The following is a 21,953-nucleotide window of genomic DNA, read 5'->3' on the forward strand; positions in this document are numbered from 1 at the left end:
TATGTTGATTGCCTTAAAATAATGAATCTCATTTAAATAAATAACAAATGATGATTTATATCAAAATAAACCACATCTTTACTTTTTTTCATCATAAAAAAGACCCTATAAAAACACAATAAAATAACATTGTATATTTAATACAATGCCAATAACTTGCTCACTTATCGTTATTTTAAACACTCAGTTAACAAATTCAGCTTTTGTAAATTTGACCACTGACAAATTTGCATTAAAGCCGTACAGTTGTGTTTGATTTGTTAATCCAAATAACAACTTACGTTAATACTTAATTAGTTACAAATAAAAAAAACCCCTGTTGTATTTTATGCACTTTCTGGTTATACACATGCTTGCGTAATGTTACGTCAATACGGCACGCTAAATATTGACGACATATACGCCATAATAAAAAACATTTCTGGGAGTGATAAATGCAAGTTAATTCAAAATTAGCCAATGCGGTGCGCATTGCGTTAATGAGTGGTGTAGCCTTATCGGCCATCACATCAATCAATGCTGTTGCTGAAGAAGCCGTTGAATCAAATGTTGAACGTATTTCAGTTACGGGCTCACGTATTATTCGTGAAGGTGCCATTGCACCTACCCCAGTGACTGTGATTAGCGGTGATGAATTATTGTCTACAGGTGTGACTAACATTGGTGAAGCGCTAAACCAATTACCCGCCTTAGGCAGTACTTTCTCGCTCGCTAACTCAGGTAACTCAATTGGTACTTCTGGCCTTAACTTACTTGATTTAAGAAGTATGGGTACAGCCAGAACCTTGGTATTAGTTAACGGCAAACGCCATGTATCAAGCTCTGCAGGTACATCGTCTGTTGATGTCAATACAATTCCAAGTGTGTGGATTGACAAAGTTGAAGTGATAACGGGTGGTGCGTCTGCTATTTACGGTGCTGATGCGGTAACCGGTGTTGTTAACTTTATCTTAAAGAAAAACGTGACCGGCTTAGATGTTTCAGCCACCAAAGGCTGGGCTGACGATAGCGACTTTAACAAAGACCGTTTCTCTATTTCTTACGGTAAAGATTTTGCCCAAGGTGACGGTAATATCGCTTTTGCAGTTGAATACAGCTCACAAGAGCAGCTTAATGCATTTGATAGAGAGCAAACCTCCACATCTTTTGCAAGCCTAGCTAACACAAACCGAACTGCTGATAATAACGACCCTGCCGATCCGGATAAAATATTAACCCCAAATGCAGGCCATTACAGTATTAGCAATGCGGGTACCATGTATTTAGACGGATGGAAAACCTTTAACGCAGACGGCTCACTAAAAGATGTTTATTTAGGTGAAAATGTTGATGGTATTCGTTGTGCTGATTGTGATTTCACCAACCTAAACCAGTTTGTGACTTTACAGCCAGAATTTGAACGCTATAACGTTAACTTCAAAACAAACTACCAATTGAACGATGACCACAATGTGTATTTTGAAGCTAAATACGCTAATAGTCAGTCTAAAGACGAAGGTCAACCAGCATTTTTCTTTGCTGACCCAACGAATACCGTTAGCATCGATAACGCGTTTATCAGCCCAGAACTTGCGTCACTAATGCAAGAAAATGATGTTGATAGCGTCAATATCCGCCGCTTTATGACCGATTTAGGTGTGCGTATTGAAGATGATACTCGCGAAACCCAACGATATGTATTGGGCCTTGAAGGTATTGTTTTTGAAGATTGGGATTACGACTTGTATGCCGTTTATGGCCAAACTGATCTTGAACGCATTAACAGTAATAACCTTGTTATCAGTAACTATGAAAATGCACTAGATTCAATTTTAGTGGATGGTGAAGCGGTTTGTCGTGACGAAGCAGCAAGAGCTGCGGGTTGTGTTGCGGTTGATATTTTTGGTTATGGCGCACCAAGCCAGGAAGCCATTGATTATATCAATACCACATCAACAGGTACCTCGGTTATTAAACAAACTGTGCTCGGCGGCACCATGACAAACTCAGGTTTGTTTGAACTGCCAGCGGGTTATGTTGGTTTCTCTACCGGTGTTGAATACCGTAAAGAAGAAAGTGAAATCTTTGAACCTAACAATGCTGAAGGCACGTTCTTCAACGTATTAGGCGAAGACAAAGGCGAATTTGACGTTAGCGAAATTTTTGCTGAAATGACACTACCGTTACTTGCCGATTTACCTATGGTTCGTCAGTTAGATCTTGATTTAGCAGTGCGTTTTGCCGACTACAGCACCATTGGTAATGCAACCACCTGGAAAACCGGTTTAAGCTGGGAAGTCGATGACGAAATTCGTGTTCGTACCACTTACTCAGAAGCGATTAGAGCCCCTAACATCAGTGAGCTTTATGGCGCTGCAAGTCAAACCTTCTTTAGCGTTAACGACCCATGCCGTACTTCTAACCTAAGCGATTTAAGTGACTCATCAATTCGCGAAGCTAACTGTTCAGCGTTAGGTGTTTCAAGCAGCTTTGACTCAGATTACGACGATAAAACCCTAGAAGGTTTAAGCGGCGGCAATGAAGAGTTAAAAGAAGAAGAATCAAAAAGTTACACTTTCGGTGTGGTGTATCAGCCAAGTTATATTGATGGCTTATCAATCACAACTGACTACTGGAACATTGAAATCGAGAACGCCATTAGCGCTGTAGGTGCTCAGGATATTCTTGACCGCTGTGTTGATTCAACAAATGGCGTCAATAACCAGTACTGTAGCTTAATTACTCGTGATTCAGCCACGGGCGAAGTCACTCAAATTAGACAGTTTGCATTAAACATTGCAGCGCTTGAAGCCGCTGGTATCGACTTTGATATCAGCTATACCTTCGAAGCATTTGAGGGCGATGTTCGTACCAACTTAATTGCCACTCATTTGTTAAAACGTGATGACTACTCTTTCCAGGATGAGCCAGACACATATGAAGAGTTAGCAGGTACTGCAGGCTATGCTGAATGGCAAGTTAACTGGAGTATTAGTTATGCTATCGATAACTGGGATTACTCATGGAGAACGCGTTACATTCAGGCGGTAGATTTATACACAAACTACACCCTGGACAACAACGCGAATCCAAGCAGCGCGATGGCATATGGTGATTACTACATCAGCGATGCTTCTGTGTCTTACAGCTTCGACTCTGGTATTTCATTAAAATTTGGTATTGATAACTTGTTTAACCGTGATTTACCTTATGGTACAACAGGTACAGAAGCTGCCAGTTCAGCGTATGACAACGTAGGTCGTTATTTCCACACAACGGCAACATACAAGTTCTAAATATGGATAGCTAATCCGTATCATTGATCGATATTCAAACGGCATCTTAGGATGCCGTTTTTTATATATCATTTTTGTTACGCTGTAACGTGTGTCCATATCCTGAGTGAACGTAAATTACTGCTAACCTCGCCACAAAATCAGCAATTGCGACTATACCTCATCGCAAAAATAGCCGAACATACTCACTTAAAAATAGATTTATCAATAGGTAACTTATGCACTATACACTGAAACAAATCGCTGTTTTTGATGCTGTCGCCAGTTTCGAAAGTGTCAGTGCTGCGGCCAAAAAATTATCAATGAGTCAATCTGCGGTCAGCATGTCATTAAGCCAACTTGAACATTTGTTAGGACGGCCGCTATTTATTCGCCAGGGAAATCGCTTAATCATGAGCCACTGGGGGCAATGGCTGCGTCCAAGAGCGCAAAAGTTATTGCAAGATGCGCAGCAAATTGCCTTAGGCCTGCATGACCAACATATTATTAGCGGCACAGTTAAACTGTGTTCAAGCCAGACTGCGGCAGAACACTTATTGCCTAAGCTTATCAGTAAAATTGATAATGACTTTCCTGAGTTAAGGATTGAAATAGCCGTTGAAAATAGTGATCACGTTGCCAAAGAAGTACTTGATTACCAATTTGATATCGGGGTTATTGAAGGGCGCATCGATGACAGTCGATTATACCAAGAGCCCTGGATTGACGATCACCTTGTGGTCGTTGCCTCACCGCATCATCCATTTGCTAAACACAAACAAACCAGCGTCTCGCAGCTAGAACAAGCTAAATGGGTACTAAGGGAGCCTGGAGCTGGTACGAGGCGTATTTTTGATGCCGCTATTCACGGATTAATTGTCCAATTAAATGTTTGGAAAGAATACGAACAAGTCGGCTTATTAAAAGCATTAGTTAAAAATGGCGTGTATTTAAGTTGCCTACCCTATTTAGATGTTGAAAAAGACGTCGCCAAAGGGGAGTTAGTGGTATTAAGTACGCCGGAACTAAACTTAAAGCGCCATTTATCATTTATTTGGCGTCAAGACACGGGTGATAACCCATTACGCAATTGCCTCATTGCCGAGGCCAAACGGATAACGCGATAACAGAATAAACCACAATGATTAGGGTCTGTTGATCTTTGCTGGTTGAATTTTGTTCGAGTTAAAAACGTTTTAATCGAGGCGAATGGATTGATGCCTAGTCATCTAAGCAAAATCCATTCAACAAAGAGTAAAACGTTTTTAGCCGAACCCTTCGGGCAGCGTTTGTTGGCCATTTTTACTGCGTTATCGACTTTTTATGTAGAATAACTACACCTCTAAGTCTTTGCCGCGCAGTTATAAATGTGAATAATGGCCAACAATTCGCTGCAAAAACAACCTTGAAAGATCAACAGACCCTAATTGCGAATGTCAGTTAACGCCGACTTATCGCTAAGTAAACTGACTCCCTCATCAATTATGAGCTAACCTCTCATCAGCTGCCTAATCTCATATTGCTAATCTCATCGCTATTTCACAAAACCTTTATCTCCTGCAACCCAATACTGACGGTATTTAAGCAATGCGCCTCAAACTGAACAATCTGAGTGACTCTGATTGGTCACATAATTAATGGAATTGGTAGAACAAAGCATCAGCGAAACTGATACTGAGCATCAAGCTGTACATTTTTTGACTTTTTAACGCGATTTAGGTGTCATTTATTGATCTAATTTTGCCATCAACTTGTTAACCAGCTCCCACTTCGAGTAAACAAAACATCAACTTTATTGATAGCAAGTGATGGTCTTGTGAGCCTATGCTAAAATCACTAGGTAAATTGGTCTTACCAAGATATGTAAGACCACAAAAGCATTAACTAAGCCGTAAATAAGGACATCACTGTCATGCTATTTAATAACAATGCATCACAGTCGAGTAAAGTGATTCGAGCTGATTTAGCTCACTGGCAAGCTGACCAAATGGGCACCCGCCATCACTTCAATGGAACACACTCAACTTCATCAATTGATGAAATAACCTGTTCTTTTCGGAGAATGAGAAATTATGTCAGATAAAGCCAGTCAATCAGTCACACCTGATACAGAAGCGAGTTACCGCGAACTTCATCGCCCAGCCAGTGAATTCGCCACTCGTGATGCCTATTTAGAAAACGAATTAAAAATAATGAAACCAAGGCGCTGGGGACTTAACCTGCCTGGGCGTGATTTTCGCTTTGAATGGGAAGACTTAGTCCCTGCCATCGCCGGCACCATTGGTATTACTGTAATGTACTCGGCAGTGATGGCGGCATGGGCTTCTGGCTTAAGCGAAAAGTGGGATCATGTCAGCCTAGGTGCCGAATTTGCTATTCAAATTGTGCGCGTAGAAATGCTCATTCCAGCCTTACTCTTTTGCATTATTAGTTCGGGGTTAATTAATCCACGCGCCAACCTTGGTGGTAACCACGGCCCCATGATCCCCCTCATTGGCACTATCGCCCTTGCGGGTGCGCATCCTCTAGCACTTGCCATATTAATCGGTATATTTGGGTTAATACTCAGTTACTTTAAAGGCGGCTCAAAACTGGTCAATCTCACCAGTAGCGGGGTTGCTGGCGGCTTATTAGTGTTCCTGGGCTTTATGGGCGCAAAAAGCCAAATTAGCTCATTGTTTGACTGGGCTGGCGGACTGCAAGCTAAGCACGCCTTAGATTACTCTTTAGGTTATGTCGCCTTTATTATTTTAGTGATTAACGTGGTGATTTACGCTGCGCTGGCTAAGTTTGGTAAACGCTGGTTGGCCATTCCGTTATGTTCAATTGCCGCCATTGCGTTGGCTTTTGGTTTAGGAGCAGGGCTTGACCTGCAGTTCACTACCGCCCCTGGCATTCCTAATCTAAACCCTGTGTATTGGTGGGGCTCTACCGAACACGGTTGGATGTTGGGTTTACCGAATATGGCGCACTTTATTGCCTCGTTACCGTTTGCTATTTTAGCGGTTGCCATGTGGTCACCCGACTTTTTAGGTCACCGTATTTTCCAGGAGCTGAACTACCCTAAAGGCGCTGAAAAAGTCTTAATGGATGTGGATGACACTATGACCACATGTTCAATCAGGCAGATGGTAGGTACTGCTGTGGGCGGGGGTAACATCACCTCATCTTGGGGAACGTATATGATCCCTGCGGCCATCGCTAAGCGCCCTATTCCTGCAGGTGCAATTTTGCTCGGTAGTTTATGTATTATTGTAGCTATTGTGGGTTACCCAATGGATATCACCGTATGGCGCCCTGTGATGTCTATCGCGTTACTAGTAGGAGTATTTTTACCATTACTTGAAGCTGGCTTGCAGATGGTAAAAGACACCACGAGCAGCCAATCTGCAGGCATTTGTATTTTTGCCGCCTTTGTTGCTAACCCCGTTTTAGCCTGGGCACTGACCATGCTATTAGATAACAACGGCTTAATTGGTGATAAAGAGCGTCCTAAAACATTGTCATTTGCTGACCGTATCGTGATCCCTGGACTTGCATTTGTGATTTGTTTAGCCGCAATGCTTGCTGTTGGCATGATTGAAGGCATCCCTGCGCTATTATAATTTTAACCAGCGCATACAACCATCAAAAAAGCGAAGCCGATCAGGTTTCGCTTTTTATTTGCCCAACTCGCACCCAATAATAAACGGGATTGTTACCCAGTTAACACTTTTACCAATCCATTAACGAATTCTACCGAAAATACTGACGTCTTGTGCTATTATTAACACATGGATAAATGGTCTTACCAATTTAAACCATTAGCCGGTTATTACATCTGAAGCGTCATTAATTGAGTTAGGCACACAGGTTGCCAAGAATGTCGCAGAAGCGGTAAACGACTCAGTCTAGCGAATGTTCCTAGACATTGAATGTACATACTCAACGGATAACAACGCCAGTTTCACTTGCAATCGTATCCGTAGTTAAACAACCAGAGGGTTAAGTAAATGACAGATAAAACCGAACTATTTGCCAACGCGTGGGAAGGTTTCGTAGCAGGCGATTGGAAAACTGAAGTTAACGTGCGTGACTTTATCCAGAAAAACTATACTCCTTATGAGGGTGACGAGTCATTCTTAGAAGGTGCAACTGATGCGACTTTATCTTTATGGGATAAAGTGATGGAAGGCATCAAGTTAGAAAACCAAACTCACGCCCCTGTCGATTTCGATACAGACATGGTGTCGACGATTACGTCGCACGATGCGGGTTACATCAACAAAGATCTTGAAACTATCGTCGGTTTACAAACAGAAGCGCCATTAAAACGCGCTATGTTACCTAACGGTGGTATTCGCATGGTTGAAGGTTCTTGCCAGGCTTATGGCCGTGAACTGAACGCTGACGTGCAATATACTTATTCAGAATTACGTAAAACCCACAACCAGGGTGTGTTTGATGTCTATACGCCTGAAATCATGGCATGCCGTAAATCAGGTATCTTAACCGGTTTACCTGACGCATACGGCCGTGGTCGCATTATTGGTGATTACCGTCGTATCGCGTTATACGGTATCGACTACCTAATGAAAGACAAATTCAACCAATTTGCGTCATTACAAGCGCAAATGGAAGCGGGTGAAGACTTACAAAGTGTTATCCAGCTTCGTGAAGAAATTTCAGAGCAACATCGTGCATTAGGTCAAATGAAAACCATGGCCGCTAAGTACGGTTGTGATATTTCTGTTCCTGCTAAAAATGCCAAAGAAGCCATTCAATGGACCTACTTTGGTTACCTTGCTGCCGTTAAAAGCCAAAACGGCGCAGCTATGTCATTAGGTCGCACATCGACGTTCCTTGATATCTTCATTGAACGTGACTTAAAAAGTGGTGTATTAACAGAACAACAAGCGCAAGAAATGGTTGACCATTTCGTGATGAAACTCCGTATGGTGCGTTTCTTACGTACTCCTGAATACGATGAATTGTTCTCAGGCGACCCTATTTGGGCAACCGAATCAATTGCAGGTATGGGCATTGATGGTCGTACATTAGTGACTAAATCTAGCTTCCGTTTCTTGCACACCTTATACAACATGGGTGCAAGTCCAGAGCCAAACATCACCGTATTGTGGTCAACTAAATTACCACAAGGTTTTAAAAGCTACTGTGCCAAAGTGTCTATTGACACCAGCTCTATTCAATATGAAAACGATGACCTAATGCGTCCTGACTTTGAGTCTGACGATTACGCTATCGCCTGTTGTGTGAGCCCTATGATTGTCGGTAAACACATGCAGTTCTTTGGTGCGCGTGCCAACCTAGCCAAAACCATGCTTTATGCCATCAACGGCGGCGTTGACGAAAAACTAAAACTGCAAATTGCACCAAAAGCAGATGCTATCACCTCTGACGTACTTGAGTTTGATGATGTCATGTCTCGCTTAGACGGCTTAATGGATTGGTTAGCCACTCACTATGTGACAGCGCTAAACGCCATTCACTTTATGCACGATAAATACTCTTATGAATCTGCATTAATGGCCCTGCATGACCGCGATGTTCGCCGTACTATGGCCTGTGGTATTGCCGGTTTATCAATTGCAGCAGACTCATTGTCTGCGATTAAATACGCCAAAGTTAAGCCAATTCGTGACGAAGACGGTATTGCCGTTGATTTTGATATCGAAGGTGACTATCCAAAATTTGGTAACAACGACCCACGAGTCGATGACATTGCTTGCGACCTAGTTGAGCGCTTTATGGCTAAAATTCGCGATAAGAAAATGTATCGCAATGCCATTCCAACACAGTCAATCTTAACCATTACCTCTAACGTGGTTTATGGCAAGAAAACCGGTAACACCCCAGATGGTCGCCGCGCTGGTGCACCATTTGCTCCAGGGGCTAACCCAATGCATGGCCGTGATGAAAATGGCGCGATAGCTTCATTAACATCGGTTGCTAAACTGCCATTTGCCCACGCTCAAGACGGTATCTCTTATACCTTCTCTATCGTGCCAAATGCACTAGGTAAAGACGACACGGGTCGCCGTACAAACTTAGCCTCATTAATGGATGGTTATTTTGTTAGCAAACCAAATCGTGAAGGTGGCCAACACTTAAATGTTAACGTGATGAACCGTGAAATGCTTGAAGATGCCATTGTGAACCCTGATAAATACCCACAATTGACCATCCGTGTGTCAGGCTACGCAGTGCGCTTTAATGCACTGACGCCTGAACAACAGCAAGACGTTATCACGCGTACTTTCACTAAAGGTCTGTAGTCTCTGCTAAAATTGGCTGTATCGAAGAATCAACACTCTCGATACAGCCTTTTTTTTATCGACATTTAAGGAACAACCATGACGTTAGGTCGCATACATTCAGTGGAGTCTTTCGGTACAGTTGATGGACCGGGTATCCGCTATATCGCGTTTATGCAAGGTTGCCTAATGCGCTGCCAGTATTGTCATAATCGTGATACATGGGATCTAGATGGCGGAAAACTCATCTCTGTTGATGACATTATGAGCCAGCTGGTTGATTACCAACCTTTCTTAGACGCCAGTGGCGGCGGTATTACAGCCAGTGGTGGTGAAGCCATACTCCAGGCGCAATTTGTCAGCGAGCTGTTTCAAGCCTGCAAAGCCCAGGGCATTCATACTTGTTTAGACACCAATGGGTTTGTGCGTAAATACGAACCTGTTATAGACGAATTGCTCGACAATACCGATTTAGTCCTGCTTGATATTAAACAAATGAATGATGCCAAGCACATCGATTTAACCAAAGTCAGTAATCATCGCACCTTACAATTTGCTCAATACCTTGCCAAACGCAACATTAAAACCTGGATACGCTATGTGGTAGTGGCTGGATTTACTGAAGATGTTGAGTCTGCGATCGAACTAGCCGAATTTATTAAGCCAATGCAAAACGTTGAGAAAGTAGAATTACTGCCTTATCACGCATTAGGTGAACACAAGTGGCAGTCATTTGGTGAAGATTACACGTTAGCCAATGTCAGTGCCCCAAGCGCACAAACAATGCAACAAATCCAGCAGGTATTTTTAGACCGAGGCATAAAAGCGACATATTAAGCAAGATTGTGGCCAACAGCACTAAATTAGCGACCACTTAAGTATAAGATGACTTATAATTCATCCCAATATTGTCGGTCTAGGCGTTCAAAGGCCAGTTTTAAAATGGTCGCCATGTCTAGGTAACAGGCCTTGGCACCAAGAGGTTGGCAAGCAATCCCCATCTCAGTCAATGTTGAACTGAGTTGATTGCCCCAATCAAATAAAGATAACGGTAATGGGTGGCGCGCTCGCCAACCAAGCCACAGCAAACCTTGTATAGGCAAGCTAATAAAAAACAATAATACAGTGATAGCTTGCGGTAAAAAGTGCCAGCCTAAAACATACAGCTGGCTAGCCGCAGCAATAATGCCAAGCACAGGCATGGCTATCATGGCTAGTTGGGTAGCTTTGACGACTCGATATTCAGGGAAATACAGCCCCAGTTGTCGCACCATAGGCCAGGTCTTCATATAACGACGACCGTCAGTCAATAACGTAAGCAAATTCATGTTCAATATGGGTACCTAAACGGCCTAGTACATGGGTTTAACAGTAACATAATACAGCGTATTGGCAAAAATACACTGTTGGATTGAACGCGCTTTGCAGCTGCAATCAATTCGGTAAGAACACTCAGAGTGATGTTTATGAATAGTCATAAACCTTAACCAAAATGGATTTTATTATTTCATTTAGTTTCATTGACTTAAAAGGCGTTAACATGTCAGACAAATTAGTACTCGTGCTCAACTGCGGTAGTTCATCATTAAAATTTGCCATCATTGATGCTCAATCAGGCGATGAACAAATTTCTGGTCTTGCTGAATGTTTTGGTTTAGAAGATTCACGCATTAAGTGGAAATTCAATGGCGGCAAAAACGAAGCCAAACTTGGTGCATTTACCGCTCACCGTGAAGCGGTTGAATTTATCGTCAATAAAATTTTAGCCGAACAGCCACAATTGGCCGCACAAATTAAAGCCATTGGCCACCGTATCGTTCACGGCGGCGAAAAGTTCACTCGTTCAGTCATCATTACCCCAGAAGTCATTCAAGGTATTGAAGATTGCGCTTCACTTGCTCCTTTGCACAACCCGGCTCACTTAATTGGTATTCGCGCCGCTATCGCCTCGTTTCCAACGCTTCCACAAGTTGCCGTTTTCGATACCGCATTTCACCAATCAATGCCAGAAAAAGCCTATGTGTATGCCCTTCCTTACAAATTGTATCGTGAGCATGGCATTCGCCGCTATGGCATGCATGGTACCAGCCACTTATTTGTGAGTCGCGAAGCAGCCAAAGTACTAGGTAAAGACATTAAAGATACCAATGTCATTTGTGCTCATTTGGGTAACGGCGCCTCAGTGACGGCCATCAAAGGCGGCAAAAGCGTTGACACATCGATGGGCTTAACCCCATTAGAAGGCCTAGTGATGGGCACACGTTGTGGTGACTTAGATCCGTCAATCATTTTCCACTTGGTGAAACAACTGGGCTACACCCTTGACGAAGTAAATAACTTACTTAACAAACAAAGTGGTTTATTAGGTATTTCAGAGCTCACCAATGATTGTCGAGGTATTGAAGAAGGTTACCAAGATGGGCATAAAGGCGCGACATTAGCATTAGAAATCTTCTGCTACCGCTTAGCCAAATACATTGCTTCATATACAGTTCCGTTAGGCCGTTTAGACGCCATCATCTTTACTGGCGGCATCGGTGAGAACTCAAACCTTATCCGCGAAAAAGTGCTAAATCTACTTGAAATCTTTAACTTTAGCGTAGACGACACACTAAACAAAGCCGCCCGTTTTGGTCAGCAAGGTGTGATTACCAAGACAGGTAGTACGATTGCAATGGTGATCCCAACCAATGAAGAATGGGTTATCGCTGAAGATGCAATCAAGTTAATTGCAGCTAAATAACCAAGATAGTATTTTTTTGATTAATACCTAGTTAAGAGGTTTTCATGTCTCGTAATATTATGCTTATTCCCATTGGTATTGGCGTTGGTTTAACCTCGCTAAGCTTAGGAATGGTTCGCGCCTTAGAACGCAAAGGCGTTAAAGTGCAATTCTTTAAGCCGATTGCGCAAATTCGCTCTGGCGATTCAGGCCCAGAACGCTCAACCACTATTTTGAGCACATCACCTACAGTCAACCCGCTAGAGCCATATAGCATGGACCACGCTGAAGCCCTGATCCGCTCTGAACAGCAAGATGTGCTAATGGAGCAAATTATTGCTCGCGCGGCTGAATGTGCTAGCAATACCGAAACCTTAATTATTGAAGGTTTAGTACCAACACGCAGCCACCCTTTTGCTGACGACATCAACTATGAAATCGCTAAAGCACTTGATGCTGACGTGATCTTTATTGCAACGCCAGGCGTTGATACGCCAAATGGGTTAATGAACCGCCTTGAAATTGCCTATAACTCCTGGGGTGGGCAAAAAAATAAACGTCTTATCGGAGCCATCATCAACAAAATTGGTGCGCCAGTGGATGATGAAGGCCGAACACGTCCTGATTTATCTGAAGTGTTTGACGATAAACAAGTTCATGCCACTGACAGCTCTGGTATGTTCCAATTACCGGGTAAAAGTCCGCTGCGTATTTTAGGCAGTGTGCCATACAATTTAGAGCTCATTTCACCTAGAGCCTCAGATTTAGCCAAGCATTTAAATGCCAAAATTATCAACGCAGGCGAAATGCACACACGTCGTATGCGACGAGTGACATTCTGTGCTCGTAGCATTCCAAATATGTTGATGCATTTTAAAGCCAACTCGTTACTGGTGACTTCTGGCGATCGTTCTGACGTGATTGTGTCTGCCTGTTTAGCCGCGATGAACGGCGTTAAAATTGGTGCCCTTTTACTTACCGGAGGATACCAGCCAGAGCCAGAAGTGATGAAGCTTTGTGAACAAGCCTTTGAAACCGGCTTACCTGTATTTTTGATTGACTCAAACACCTGGCAAACATCACTTAATATTCAGCGCTTTGACCATGAAGTGCCTGTTGATGATGCAGTGCGTATTGAACGTGTTCAAGAATACGTTGCAAGCCATATTGACCAAACATGGATTGAAAGCGTAACTCAAGATTCGCCACGTGAGCACCGTTTATCGCCACCGGCCTTCCGTTATAAACTGACAGAGCTTGCACGTGCTGCACGAAAAACCATCGTGCTACCAGAAGGTGAAGAACCAAGAACCATTAAAGCGGCTTCAATTTGTGCAGAACGCGGTATTGCTCGTTGTGTATTAATTGGTAACCGTGAAGAAATTTTGCGTATTGCTTCACAACAAGATGTTGTTTTAGGTGATGGCATTGAAATTATTGAGCCAGAAAATGTTCGCGAAAAATACGTAGAACCTATGCTGGAGTTACGTCGCAGTAAAGGCTTAACCGAAGTCGTTGCACGCGAACAGCTTGAAGACAACATGGTATTAGGCACCATGATGTTAGCCGAAAATGAAGTAGACGGAATTGTATCGGGTGCAGTCAATACAACGGCTCACACTATTCGTCCACCATTACAGTTAATTAAAACTGCGCCAGGTTCAAGCCTAGTATCGTCAATCTTCTTCATGTTGATGCCCGATCAAGTATTGGTTTACGGTGACTGTGCAATTAATCCCGATCCAAACGCTGAACAACTTGCTGATATCGCTATTCAGTCAGCAGAATCTGCAAAAGCATTTGGTATTGAGCCACGCGTAGCAATGATCAGTTACTCTACTGGTACCTCTGGTACGGGGTCTGATGTCGATAAAGTGCGTGAAGCGACTCGAATCGCAAAAGAAAAGCGCCCTGATTTAATCATCGACGGACCACTTCAATATGACGCAGCTGTCATGCCAAACGTGGCACAATCTAAAGCGCCTAACAGCCCAGTGGCAGGTAAAGCGACCGTGTTTGTATTCCCAGATTTAAACACAGGTAATACAACGTATAAAGCGGTACAGCGTAGTGCTGATTTGATCAGTATTGGCCCAATGTTGCAAGGCATGGCCAAACCAGTCAATGACTTGTCTCGTGGCGCATTAGTTGACGATATTGTTTACACCATTGCGTTAACGGCCATTCAAGCATCGCAAAATAGCCAAAAATAGCGGTACGTTAACATCGACCAACAAAAAAGCACTGATGATGATCAGTGCTTTTTTTATTGCGACTTTTATTGCGACACTAAACGAAAACTAAGGCTGAAATTGACACAGAAGTACAGAAGCGGCATTTTTTAACCGCAAAAAAAATAACATACTTTACAGTAGGTTATAAATACAAGTCACAGTCATCAACAAACTTGTCCACAGATTCTGTGGATAACATTAACTTTTTTGACGCCTGTATTCGTTATAAAACTACAACGACAAGCATCACAAACAATACGTGACTTCTACAGTATTGATACAGCGATCAAATATGATCTAATTAACTAATATCATATATGACACGCGTTGTTTGAATCGTCAAGCAAATGTGGCGCTAAGCCACAGAAATAGTGACTAACTGCGCAAAATATCGCTAGTCGGTGTTTAATTACCATAAAGCTAATATTCGATTTATGCTCAAAGCGCTACATTTTTGCTAAAACGCCTTAAAAAACTCATTTACCCGTTTGCCAAGTCGATACTTCACCCGCGCTTCGTCAGAGTTAAATGTCGCGTTAGCCAACTAAAGGACGCGCGAATAAAAAGCATTATCTAATAAACCTGAGCTCGGGATAAGGGATGAACTTATGCTATTTAAAATCAACATGTTACCCCTTCTCACTTTTAAGCTTGTCATTTGTTCAGCTAACAAGGCGAATTGACGCGTCAATAGCTAGCCTATTGTAAGTCGATTCAACGCTGTTAGCAGGGCAAAGGACTGTTTGAAAGGCGTTTATTATCCCGAGCTCAGGTTAATAACTAAATTTCACTTTTTCTGTCCACTGTGGTTACGTTTTCAACACTCACACCATTAAATTGCCTCTATGCTTGTCAGCCCAGTCATAAACCGAGATACTGAGTTAACATAATAAGTCTAAATATTGAGTCGTCATTTGCCTATGCTAAACATAAAACCAATTTCGTTAGTCACCCTATTATTGCTGTTCTTTATCAGTGCATGTGAGCAGTCACCGGAAGATGGATCTAAGCCTAAACTAAGTCCAGAGCAAGTGTCACTCGGCTTTTTTCAAGCAATTTATATCGATAAAGATGTACAGAAAGCGAAGCAGTTTGTCGCTGCTGACATTCAAGAAGTCATGGACCATTACCACATTGCCTCAGCAGTTCAACGCCATGTACTGGGTTTATCAATGAGCCAGGTCACTATGTCTATTGATGAAATTGATATCGACTTTTTCCGAAAATTCACCGACGATGTTACTGTTGTGGTTAAAATGGAAGGATTGAAAGGCGGCAGAAAATGGATAGATGACCGCACGATCCGATTGCATAAAAGAGGCAGTTCCTGGGTTATTGTTGAAATTTTACCGGAAAAAGGCAGAATTGAAGGTTAATAAACCTGGGCTCTGGATAATAAATTAGTCAATAAAAATAGCAGCCTAGGCTGCTATTTTTATTTTCGGTGTCGGAGTATTTAATGTGGAGACGCAAAGGTCAGTACATTCATATGCTCGTTCAATCGTCTTATTCTTCGTCTGAAGGTAAAGACTCTAACACGTCATCTTTTACTTGATAGTAAGCATTTTCGTATTCATGAACTTCCATAATAACTCCAGTATTTCTAGGTCGTAGGGGGAGAAGGCCTGTCTTATTTTGTTCACTGATTTGTGTACCTCTCAATACACAATATCGATGTGAGGGATGACATTTACCTTACACAGAGAAGAGTTCCAATCACGTTCTTCTGCTGGCGAGTATAGCAATACTCCATTCGGTTTCAAACAGGGAATTACAGAAAACTTTCAGTTTTGTACGCTTTTTGAGTCAATTTTAGTAGAAAACACTGTTTTACGATAAAAATAATGAAAGACTTTCAAAAAAAATAACACACCCATGCGAACATCGGTGTGTTATCGAGAGTACAGAAACAGAAGTGTCTACTTACTAATTGAGTGAAAACCGCAGTGACTTATACCTGGTTAATGTGATTTAAAATCCGCTTTTCTGAAATTGGATACGCAGTACCCAGCACCTGTGCAAAACACGAAACACGATATTCTTCAATCATCCAACGTGCCTCTATTAATGCTTGTGGCATGGGCTGTGATTTAGGCACCTTAGCCGATTGTGCTGTTAATGCATCTTGTACTTTACTGATACTGTGCATATGCAGGCGGTCACGGGTGGGATCAACCGGCAATTTCTCTAAGCGGTTTTCAATCGCTTTGAGATAACGCGCCACATCTGCCAGACGTTGCCAACCACAATCCTCGACAAATCCTTTATACACTAGGCTGTCTAGTTGCGTTTGAATGTCACTCATGGCAAAAGCAATATCTAAACTAATTTTGCCTTTTAAGCGTTTTTTAATTCGCTGGTATATGGTTAGCACTTGTTCAACGTTTAAGGCGATTTGCTCAGCGGTAGGGTTCAGTTCCTGACGCACCCACTCTTTAGCTTGCTCAAACTGCGCCTCATTACGGATATCTAACTGCTTTTGATCGAGTAACTGCTGCACTGCCGCATTAATGATATCTTCAATCAGTATTTGCACCTGGCCAAACGGATTAAAGTACATCGCAAGTTTAGCTTTATTAGGTAACGCTTGCTGCAAGTGCTTAACGGGCGACGGAATATTGATTAGCAATAACCGGCGTAAGCCCACTCGATGGTGACGTTTAGCCTCATGCTCATCATCAAACAGCTTAATTGACACGTCGGTTTTGTTGTCGATAAGGGCCGGATACGCTTTAACCTCGTAGTTGCCTTTTCGTTGCTGATACTGCACAGGCAAGTCACCAAATGTCCAGCTAGTAATCGCTTGCTGTTCAATGCCTTTATCTGCCACCTTACGGATAGCTTTAGCCACTACGCCTTGCAACTGACCTTTAAGCGTTTCTAAATCCCGACCTTGCGCCACCAGGCGACCTTGATCATCTTCAATCTTAAAATTCATTTTAAGATGTTCAGTGATCTGGGTTAAATCAAAATCGTCCGCTGAAATCCGCACGCCACTCATGCGCAGTAATTGCTTGCACATCGATTCGAGCATCGGCAGTTCAAATGGCTTCATTGCTTGATAACAGGCACGGGCATAATCAGGCGCTGGCACAAAATTACGCCGTAAATTTTTTGGTAGCGACTTAATCAGTGCCACCAGCTTTTCTTCACGCAGCCCTGGCACAAGCCAATCAAAATCACTGTCATCAATTTGATTTATGAGTGCCACAGGAATATGCACAGAGACGCCATCATCAACATTACCGGGCTCAAAGTGATAGCTCACCGTTAAGCCTAGGTTGGCTTTATGCCACACTTCAGGAAAGTCTAACGCCGAAATATGATCGGCACTGCGCTGCATTAATAATGCTTGGCTGTAATCAAGTAAATCAGGGGTTTGTTGACGGGCTTTTTTCCACCAGGCAAAAAACAACGGCGCGTTATAAATGCCTGCAGGAATAAGGGGTTCATAAAAATCTACCAGCACTTGCTCGTCGACCAAAATGTCACGGCGACGCGACTTATGCTCAAGTGATTCGATGTCGTTAAGTAGTTTTTGGTTATTAACAAAAAACGCTTCTTTGGTTTGTAACTGCCCTTCTGCTAATGCGCTGCGCACAAAAATCTCACGCGCCTCAACAGCATCAATTGGGCCATATTGCACCCGGCGGCGATTCACAATCGTTAAGCCATATAGTACCTGGTTTTCAAGTGCGACAACACTGCCCGCTTTGGCTTCAAAATGCGGCTCTAGGTAGTTCTTTTTCACTAAATGACTGGCTAAAGACTCGGCCCATTCAGGTTCAATTTTGGCACAGCAACGAGCAAACAAACGCGATGTTTCAGTAAGCTCTGCGGCCATTATCCACTTAGGGCCTTTTTTAGCTAAAGGCGAGCCCGGGAACACAAAGAACTTACGGTTACGGGCACCTAAATATTCGTTGTTTTCCCCTTTAAAACCAATATGACTTAACAAGCCAGACAATATGGCTTTGTGTAATTGCTCATAACTGGCGGCATTGTCGCTTACTCGCCATTTTAGCTCGTGTACCGCTTGTTTGACCTGTGTGTATAAATCTTGCCACTCACGTACACGCAAATAAGCGAGGTATTCATCGCGACATTGCTTTCTAAATTGGCTGGCCGACAACTCGTGTTTTTGATCTTTAACGTGATCCCACAGTTTTACCCAGCTGACAAAATCTGAGTCTTTATCGGCATAGCGGCGATGACACTCATCTGCCGCTTGTTTTTTGTCAATGGGACGCTCACGTGGATCTTGAATCGACAAACCTGAGGTAATCACTAATGCTTCATGCAAACAGCCCAATTTGTTGGCTTCGATAACCATTCGAGCTAAGCGTGGATCAAGTGGGATTTTGGCTAAGTCTTTACCCAATGGAGTCAGTACTAATTCGCTACGCTGTTTTTTAACGGCTTGTAATTCTTCGAGCAGTAAAAAACCATCACGAATGTGTTTTTGGTCTGGCGGCTGAATAAACGGAAAACCAGCAATGTCGCCAAGGCCAATCGCCAACATTTGCAAAATCACCGAGGCCAGGTTGGTGCGCAAGATTTCAGGGTCGGTAAATTCAGGACGCTGAATAAAGTCCATTTCATCATAAAGACGAATACAAATACCAGGCCCAACACGGCCACAACGACCTTGGCGCTGATTGGCACTGGCTTGAGATATCGGCTCAATTGGCAAGCGCTGTACTTTAGTGCGGTAGCTATAACGACTAATACGTGCGGTACCAGGGTCAATCACATAGCGAATGCCCGGCACAGTTAATGAGGTTTCAGCCACGTTGGTGGCTAACACTATGCGCCGGCCAATATGGCTTTTAAACACCTTAGATTGCTCGCCGTAAGACAAACGCGCATACAAGGGTAAAATTTCAGTGTCGCGATATTGTTGCTTACGCAGTAAATCGGCAGTGTCACGAATTTCGCGTTCACCGTTCATAAATATCAAAATATCGCCGGGACCTTCAGCGATTAATTCATCGACCGCAGCAAAAATGCCGTCACTGATATCTAAATCGGCATCATTATCACGCACCAGCGGTCGGTATCGAGTTTCTACTTCATAGGTACGCCCTGACACTTCAATCACTGGCGCGTTGTCAAAGTGCTTCGAAAAACGATCAACATCGATGGTTGCCGAGGTAATAATGACTTTTAAATCAGGGCGTTTTTTCAGTACTTGCTTTAGGTAGCCTAAGATAAAGTCAATGTTAAGACTGCGCTCATGGGCTTCATCGATAATGATGGCGTCATATTGATTTAAAAATCGATCTGAAGTGAGCTCCGCCAACAAGATACCGTCGGTCATTAACTTGATATAGCTGTTTTCGCTAATGGCATCGGCAAAGCGAACTTTAAAACCAACAACCTCACCTAATGGGCTATTAAGCTCATCTGCAACACGGTTTGCAACACTACGAGCCGCTAAACGGCGTGGCTGAGTGTGTCCAATTAGGCCGCGCGTGCCTAAGCCTAATTCTAAGCAAATTTTAGGTAGCTGAGTGGTTTTACCCGAGCCAGTTTCACCGGCAACAATTACCACCTGGTTATTAGCAATAGCAGAGGCAATGTCCTCACGCTTTTGCGAAACAGGCAGCTCGTCTGGGTAATTAATGACAGGTCTTGATTGCAAACGTTGCTGCGCTTTGGCGTAGGCTTTTTTAGCATCTTCGGTGAGTTGCGCTAACGTTTGAGATTTTTTTTCAGACTCAGCTTCTTTATTGATACGAAATAAGCGACGACGGATTTTTGCCGCATCGGTTTGATAACAAAGATTGAGATACGCCTTAGAGAGCGGGTGAAGGTCCGAATTCAAATCTGATTCCCTTGCTTACATCGAAAAAAAGCGATCCTAGCAAGGAAAACAGCATAATGATAATAATTTTGACGATTGTTATGCCGGAGATAAGTAGCATTGCTGCATGTAAGTATTCATTGCACTTAACACATTGGTACGGTTAATAGTGCCAATGACTTTACCACTGCTCACTACGGGATAAATTTTGGGTTTAGCACCGAGCATTTGTTCAGCTAACGCTAAAATGCTGTCATCTGGTGCAACCGTCAATACAGGGCTTTTCATGCAATCGGACACTGTGCTGGTCATGTCGCAGTGGTAACTGCTCTTAAGCATTACCGCCAAGCAATCTTGCTGCGATAAAAATCCCACTAACTCCCCTTTTGCATCCACAACAGGAGCACCGTTTTTATTGCTTGTTAATAACTGCTCAACAGCAATAGCTAACGACATATTTGCAGTTAATAAAACTGGACGTCTATCCATGTGATCTTTAATTTTTATCGAATCCATACTACCCCCAAGTGCACAAATGACTCTCGTGCGAAATAAACTTAATCGGTATGATTGCTACCGATACAGATTAAGTTTAGTCAAGATTGGTTAACTGGACAGTAAATTTAATCGATTATGTTAATCGATTAGCTTGCTCAGATTTGCCATGTTATCTGGCGATCATTTATCTCGCCAAATCATCACGTTTGCAGCCTGGCCGCTCACTCGACTGGCCCGATACATACCGCTAGTATTAAATGGCGTCGCAATATTGCCTTGCTTATCGATAGCAATCACCCCACCAGTGCCGCCTGCATTCACCAAGGTTTGATTAATCACCTCGTCAGCGGCTTGAATAATGCCTTTTTGCTGGTATTTCACTTTGGCACAGATATCACCGGCAACATGGTAACGAATAAAATATTCGCCATGACCTGTCGCGGACACGGCACACACTCCGTTTTCAGCATAGGTGCCTGCGCCGATTACCGGTGAATCACCAATACGGCCAAAACGCTTCGCGGTCATACCGCCGGTTGAAGTGCCTGCGGCTAAATTGCCTTGTTTATCCAGAGCAACAGCACCCACAGTTCCGTATTTATAATTATCGCGTAATTGGTTTACTGATGCTTGATAATCGCCGCCATTAGTTTGCTCGGCCTTGATAATACTGGCTTTAGCATCGAGTAGTTGGGCATAGCGATGCGGTGTATCAAAATGACTATTAGCAACTAAATTGAACTGCTGAGTCAGGGCGAACTCTTCCGCGCCCTCACCGTATAACATGACATGAGGTGACTTATGCATGACAGATATGGCTAAATCGATAGGGTTTTTAATGTGTTTTACGCCGGCAACAGCACCGGCATTCATGTTTTTACCGTCCATGATGGAAGCATCAAGTTCATGGCCGCCATCAAAGGTATATACCGCACCAACACCGGCATTAAATAATGGGCTGTTTTCTAAAATGTTAATCGCCGCTTTAACGGCCTCGATACTGTCGCCACCGTTTTGCAGCACATCATAGCCACTATCAATGGCTTGAGTTAACTTATCTCTGATGGCTTTTTCTTGTTCAGCCGTTAAATCAGCAGCATTAATGGTGCCAGCACCACCGTGTATCGCAATCGAAAAAGGGCTGTTGTCTTGTGCGATAACCTGTGATGAAGTCATCCCTAAACA

12 protein-coding genes are annotated in these 21,953 nt (G+C 43.0%); 8 read left to right on the forward strand and 4 right to left on the reverse strand.

Going from position 1 to position 21,953, the window contains the following annotated elements:
- Nucleotides 1-434: 434 nt before the first annotated feature.
- From GQA99_RS13185 to pflA, 5 genes are all read left to right on the forward strand, one after another.
- On the forward strand, nt 435-3,275 hold the full coding sequence (locus GQA99_RS13185) for a TonB-dependent receptor domain-containing protein (RefSeq protein WP_160054346.1): 2,841 nt from the start codon (nt 435-437) through the stop codon (nt 3,273-3,275).
- Nucleotides 3,276-3,493: 218 nt separating this feature from the next.
- Nucleotides 3,494-4,381 (forward strand): LysR substrate-binding domain-containing protein, encoded by an 888-nt coding sequence (locus GQA99_RS13190; protein WP_160054347.1) that lies wholly within the window; start codon nt 3,494-3,496, stop codon nt 4,379-4,381.
- A gap of 945 nt (nt 4,382-5,326) precedes the next feature.
- A complete protein-coding gene (locus tag GQA99_RS13195) occupies nt 5,327-6,859 on the forward strand; it encodes a DUF3360 family protein (protein ID WP_160054348.1) in 1,533 nt (510 codons plus the stop codon).
- A gap of 387 nt (nt 6,860-7,246) precedes the next feature.
- Nucleotides 7,247-9,529, forward strand: a complete 2,283-nt coding sequence (gene pflB / locus GQA99_RS13200; protein WP_160054349.1) for a formate C-acetyltransferase — start codon at nt 7,247-7,249, stop codon at nt 9,527-9,529.
- 78 nt (nt 9,530-9,607) lie between these two features.
- The gene (gene pflA, locus GQA99_RS13205) at nt 9,608-10,345 is read left to right on the forward strand and encodes a pyruvate formate lyase 1-activating protein (RefSeq protein WP_160054350.1); all 738 of its coding nucleotides are present in this window, start codon (nt 9,608-9,610) and stop codon (nt 10,343-10,345) included.
- Nucleotides 10,346-10,398: 53 nt separating this feature from the next.
- On the opposite strand, the gene yfbV is transcribed toward pflA, so the two are convergent.
- Nucleotides 10,399-10,836, reverse strand: coding sequence for a terminus macrodomain insulation protein YfbV (gene yfbV / locus GQA99_RS13210; protein ID WP_170293539.1), 438 nt, complete (start codon nt 10,834-10,836; stop codon nt 10,399-10,401).
- A gap of 212 nt (nt 10,837-11,048) precedes the next feature.
- On the opposite strand from yfbV, the gene ackA reads away from it, so the two are divergent.
- The 3 genes from ackA (at nt 11,049) to GQA99_RS13225 (ending at nt 15,840) form a co-directional block, all read left to right on the forward strand.
- Entirely contained in the window at nt 11,049-12,251 is a 1,203-nt protein-coding gene (gene ackA / locus GQA99_RS13215; protein WP_160054352.1) for an acetate kinase, read from the forward strand.
- A gap of 44 nt (nt 12,252-12,295) precedes the next feature.
- Complete coding sequence (pta, locus tag GQA99_RS13220; RefSeq protein ID WP_160054353.1) at nt 12,296-14,443, forward strand: phosphate acetyltransferase; 2,148 nt, start codon at nt 12,296-12,298, stop codon at nt 14,441-14,443.
- Nucleotides 14,444-15,384: 941 nt separating this feature from the next.
- Nucleotides 15,385-15,840: a hypothetical protein gene (locus tag GQA99_RS13225; RefSeq protein WP_160054354.1), complete on the forward strand. Its 456-nt coding sequence runs from the start codon at nt 15,385-15,387 to the stop codon at nt 15,838-15,840.
- 575 nt (nt 15,841-16,415) lie between these two features.
- On the opposite strand, the gene hrpA is transcribed toward GQA99_RS13225, so the two are convergent.
- The 3 genes from hrpA to GQA99_RS13245 form a co-directional block, all read right to left on the reverse strand.
- Nucleotides 16,416-20,291 carry an ATP-dependent RNA helicase HrpA gene (gene hrpA, locus GQA99_RS13235; RefSeq protein ID WP_160054356.1) on the reverse strand — a complete coding sequence of 1,292 codons (3,876 nt, stop codon included), beginning with the start codon at nt 20,289-20,291 and terminating at the stop codon, nt 16,416-16,418.
- 78 nt (nt 20,292-20,369) lie between these two features.
- Nucleotides 20,370-20,786 carry a CBS domain-containing protein gene (locus GQA99_RS13240; RefSeq protein ID WP_160054357.1) on the reverse strand — a complete coding sequence of 139 codons (417 nt, stop codon included), beginning with the start codon at nt 20,784-20,786 and terminating at the stop codon, nt 20,370-20,372.
- 162 nt (nt 20,787-20,948) lie between these two features.
- On the reverse strand, nt 20,949-21,944 hold the full coding sequence (locus tag GQA99_RS13245) for an isoaspartyl peptidase/L-asparaginase family protein (RefSeq protein WP_229785897.1): 996 nt from the start codon (nt 21,942-21,944) through the stop codon (nt 20,949-20,951).
- Between the last annotated feature and the right edge of the window lie 9 nt (nt 21,945-21,953).

The sequence above is a fragment of the Shewanella litoralis genome (assembly GCF_009828585.1).
Taxonomy (GTDB): Bacteria; Pseudomonadota; Gammaproteobacteria; order Enterobacterales; family Shewanellaceae; genus Shewanella; species Shewanella litoralis.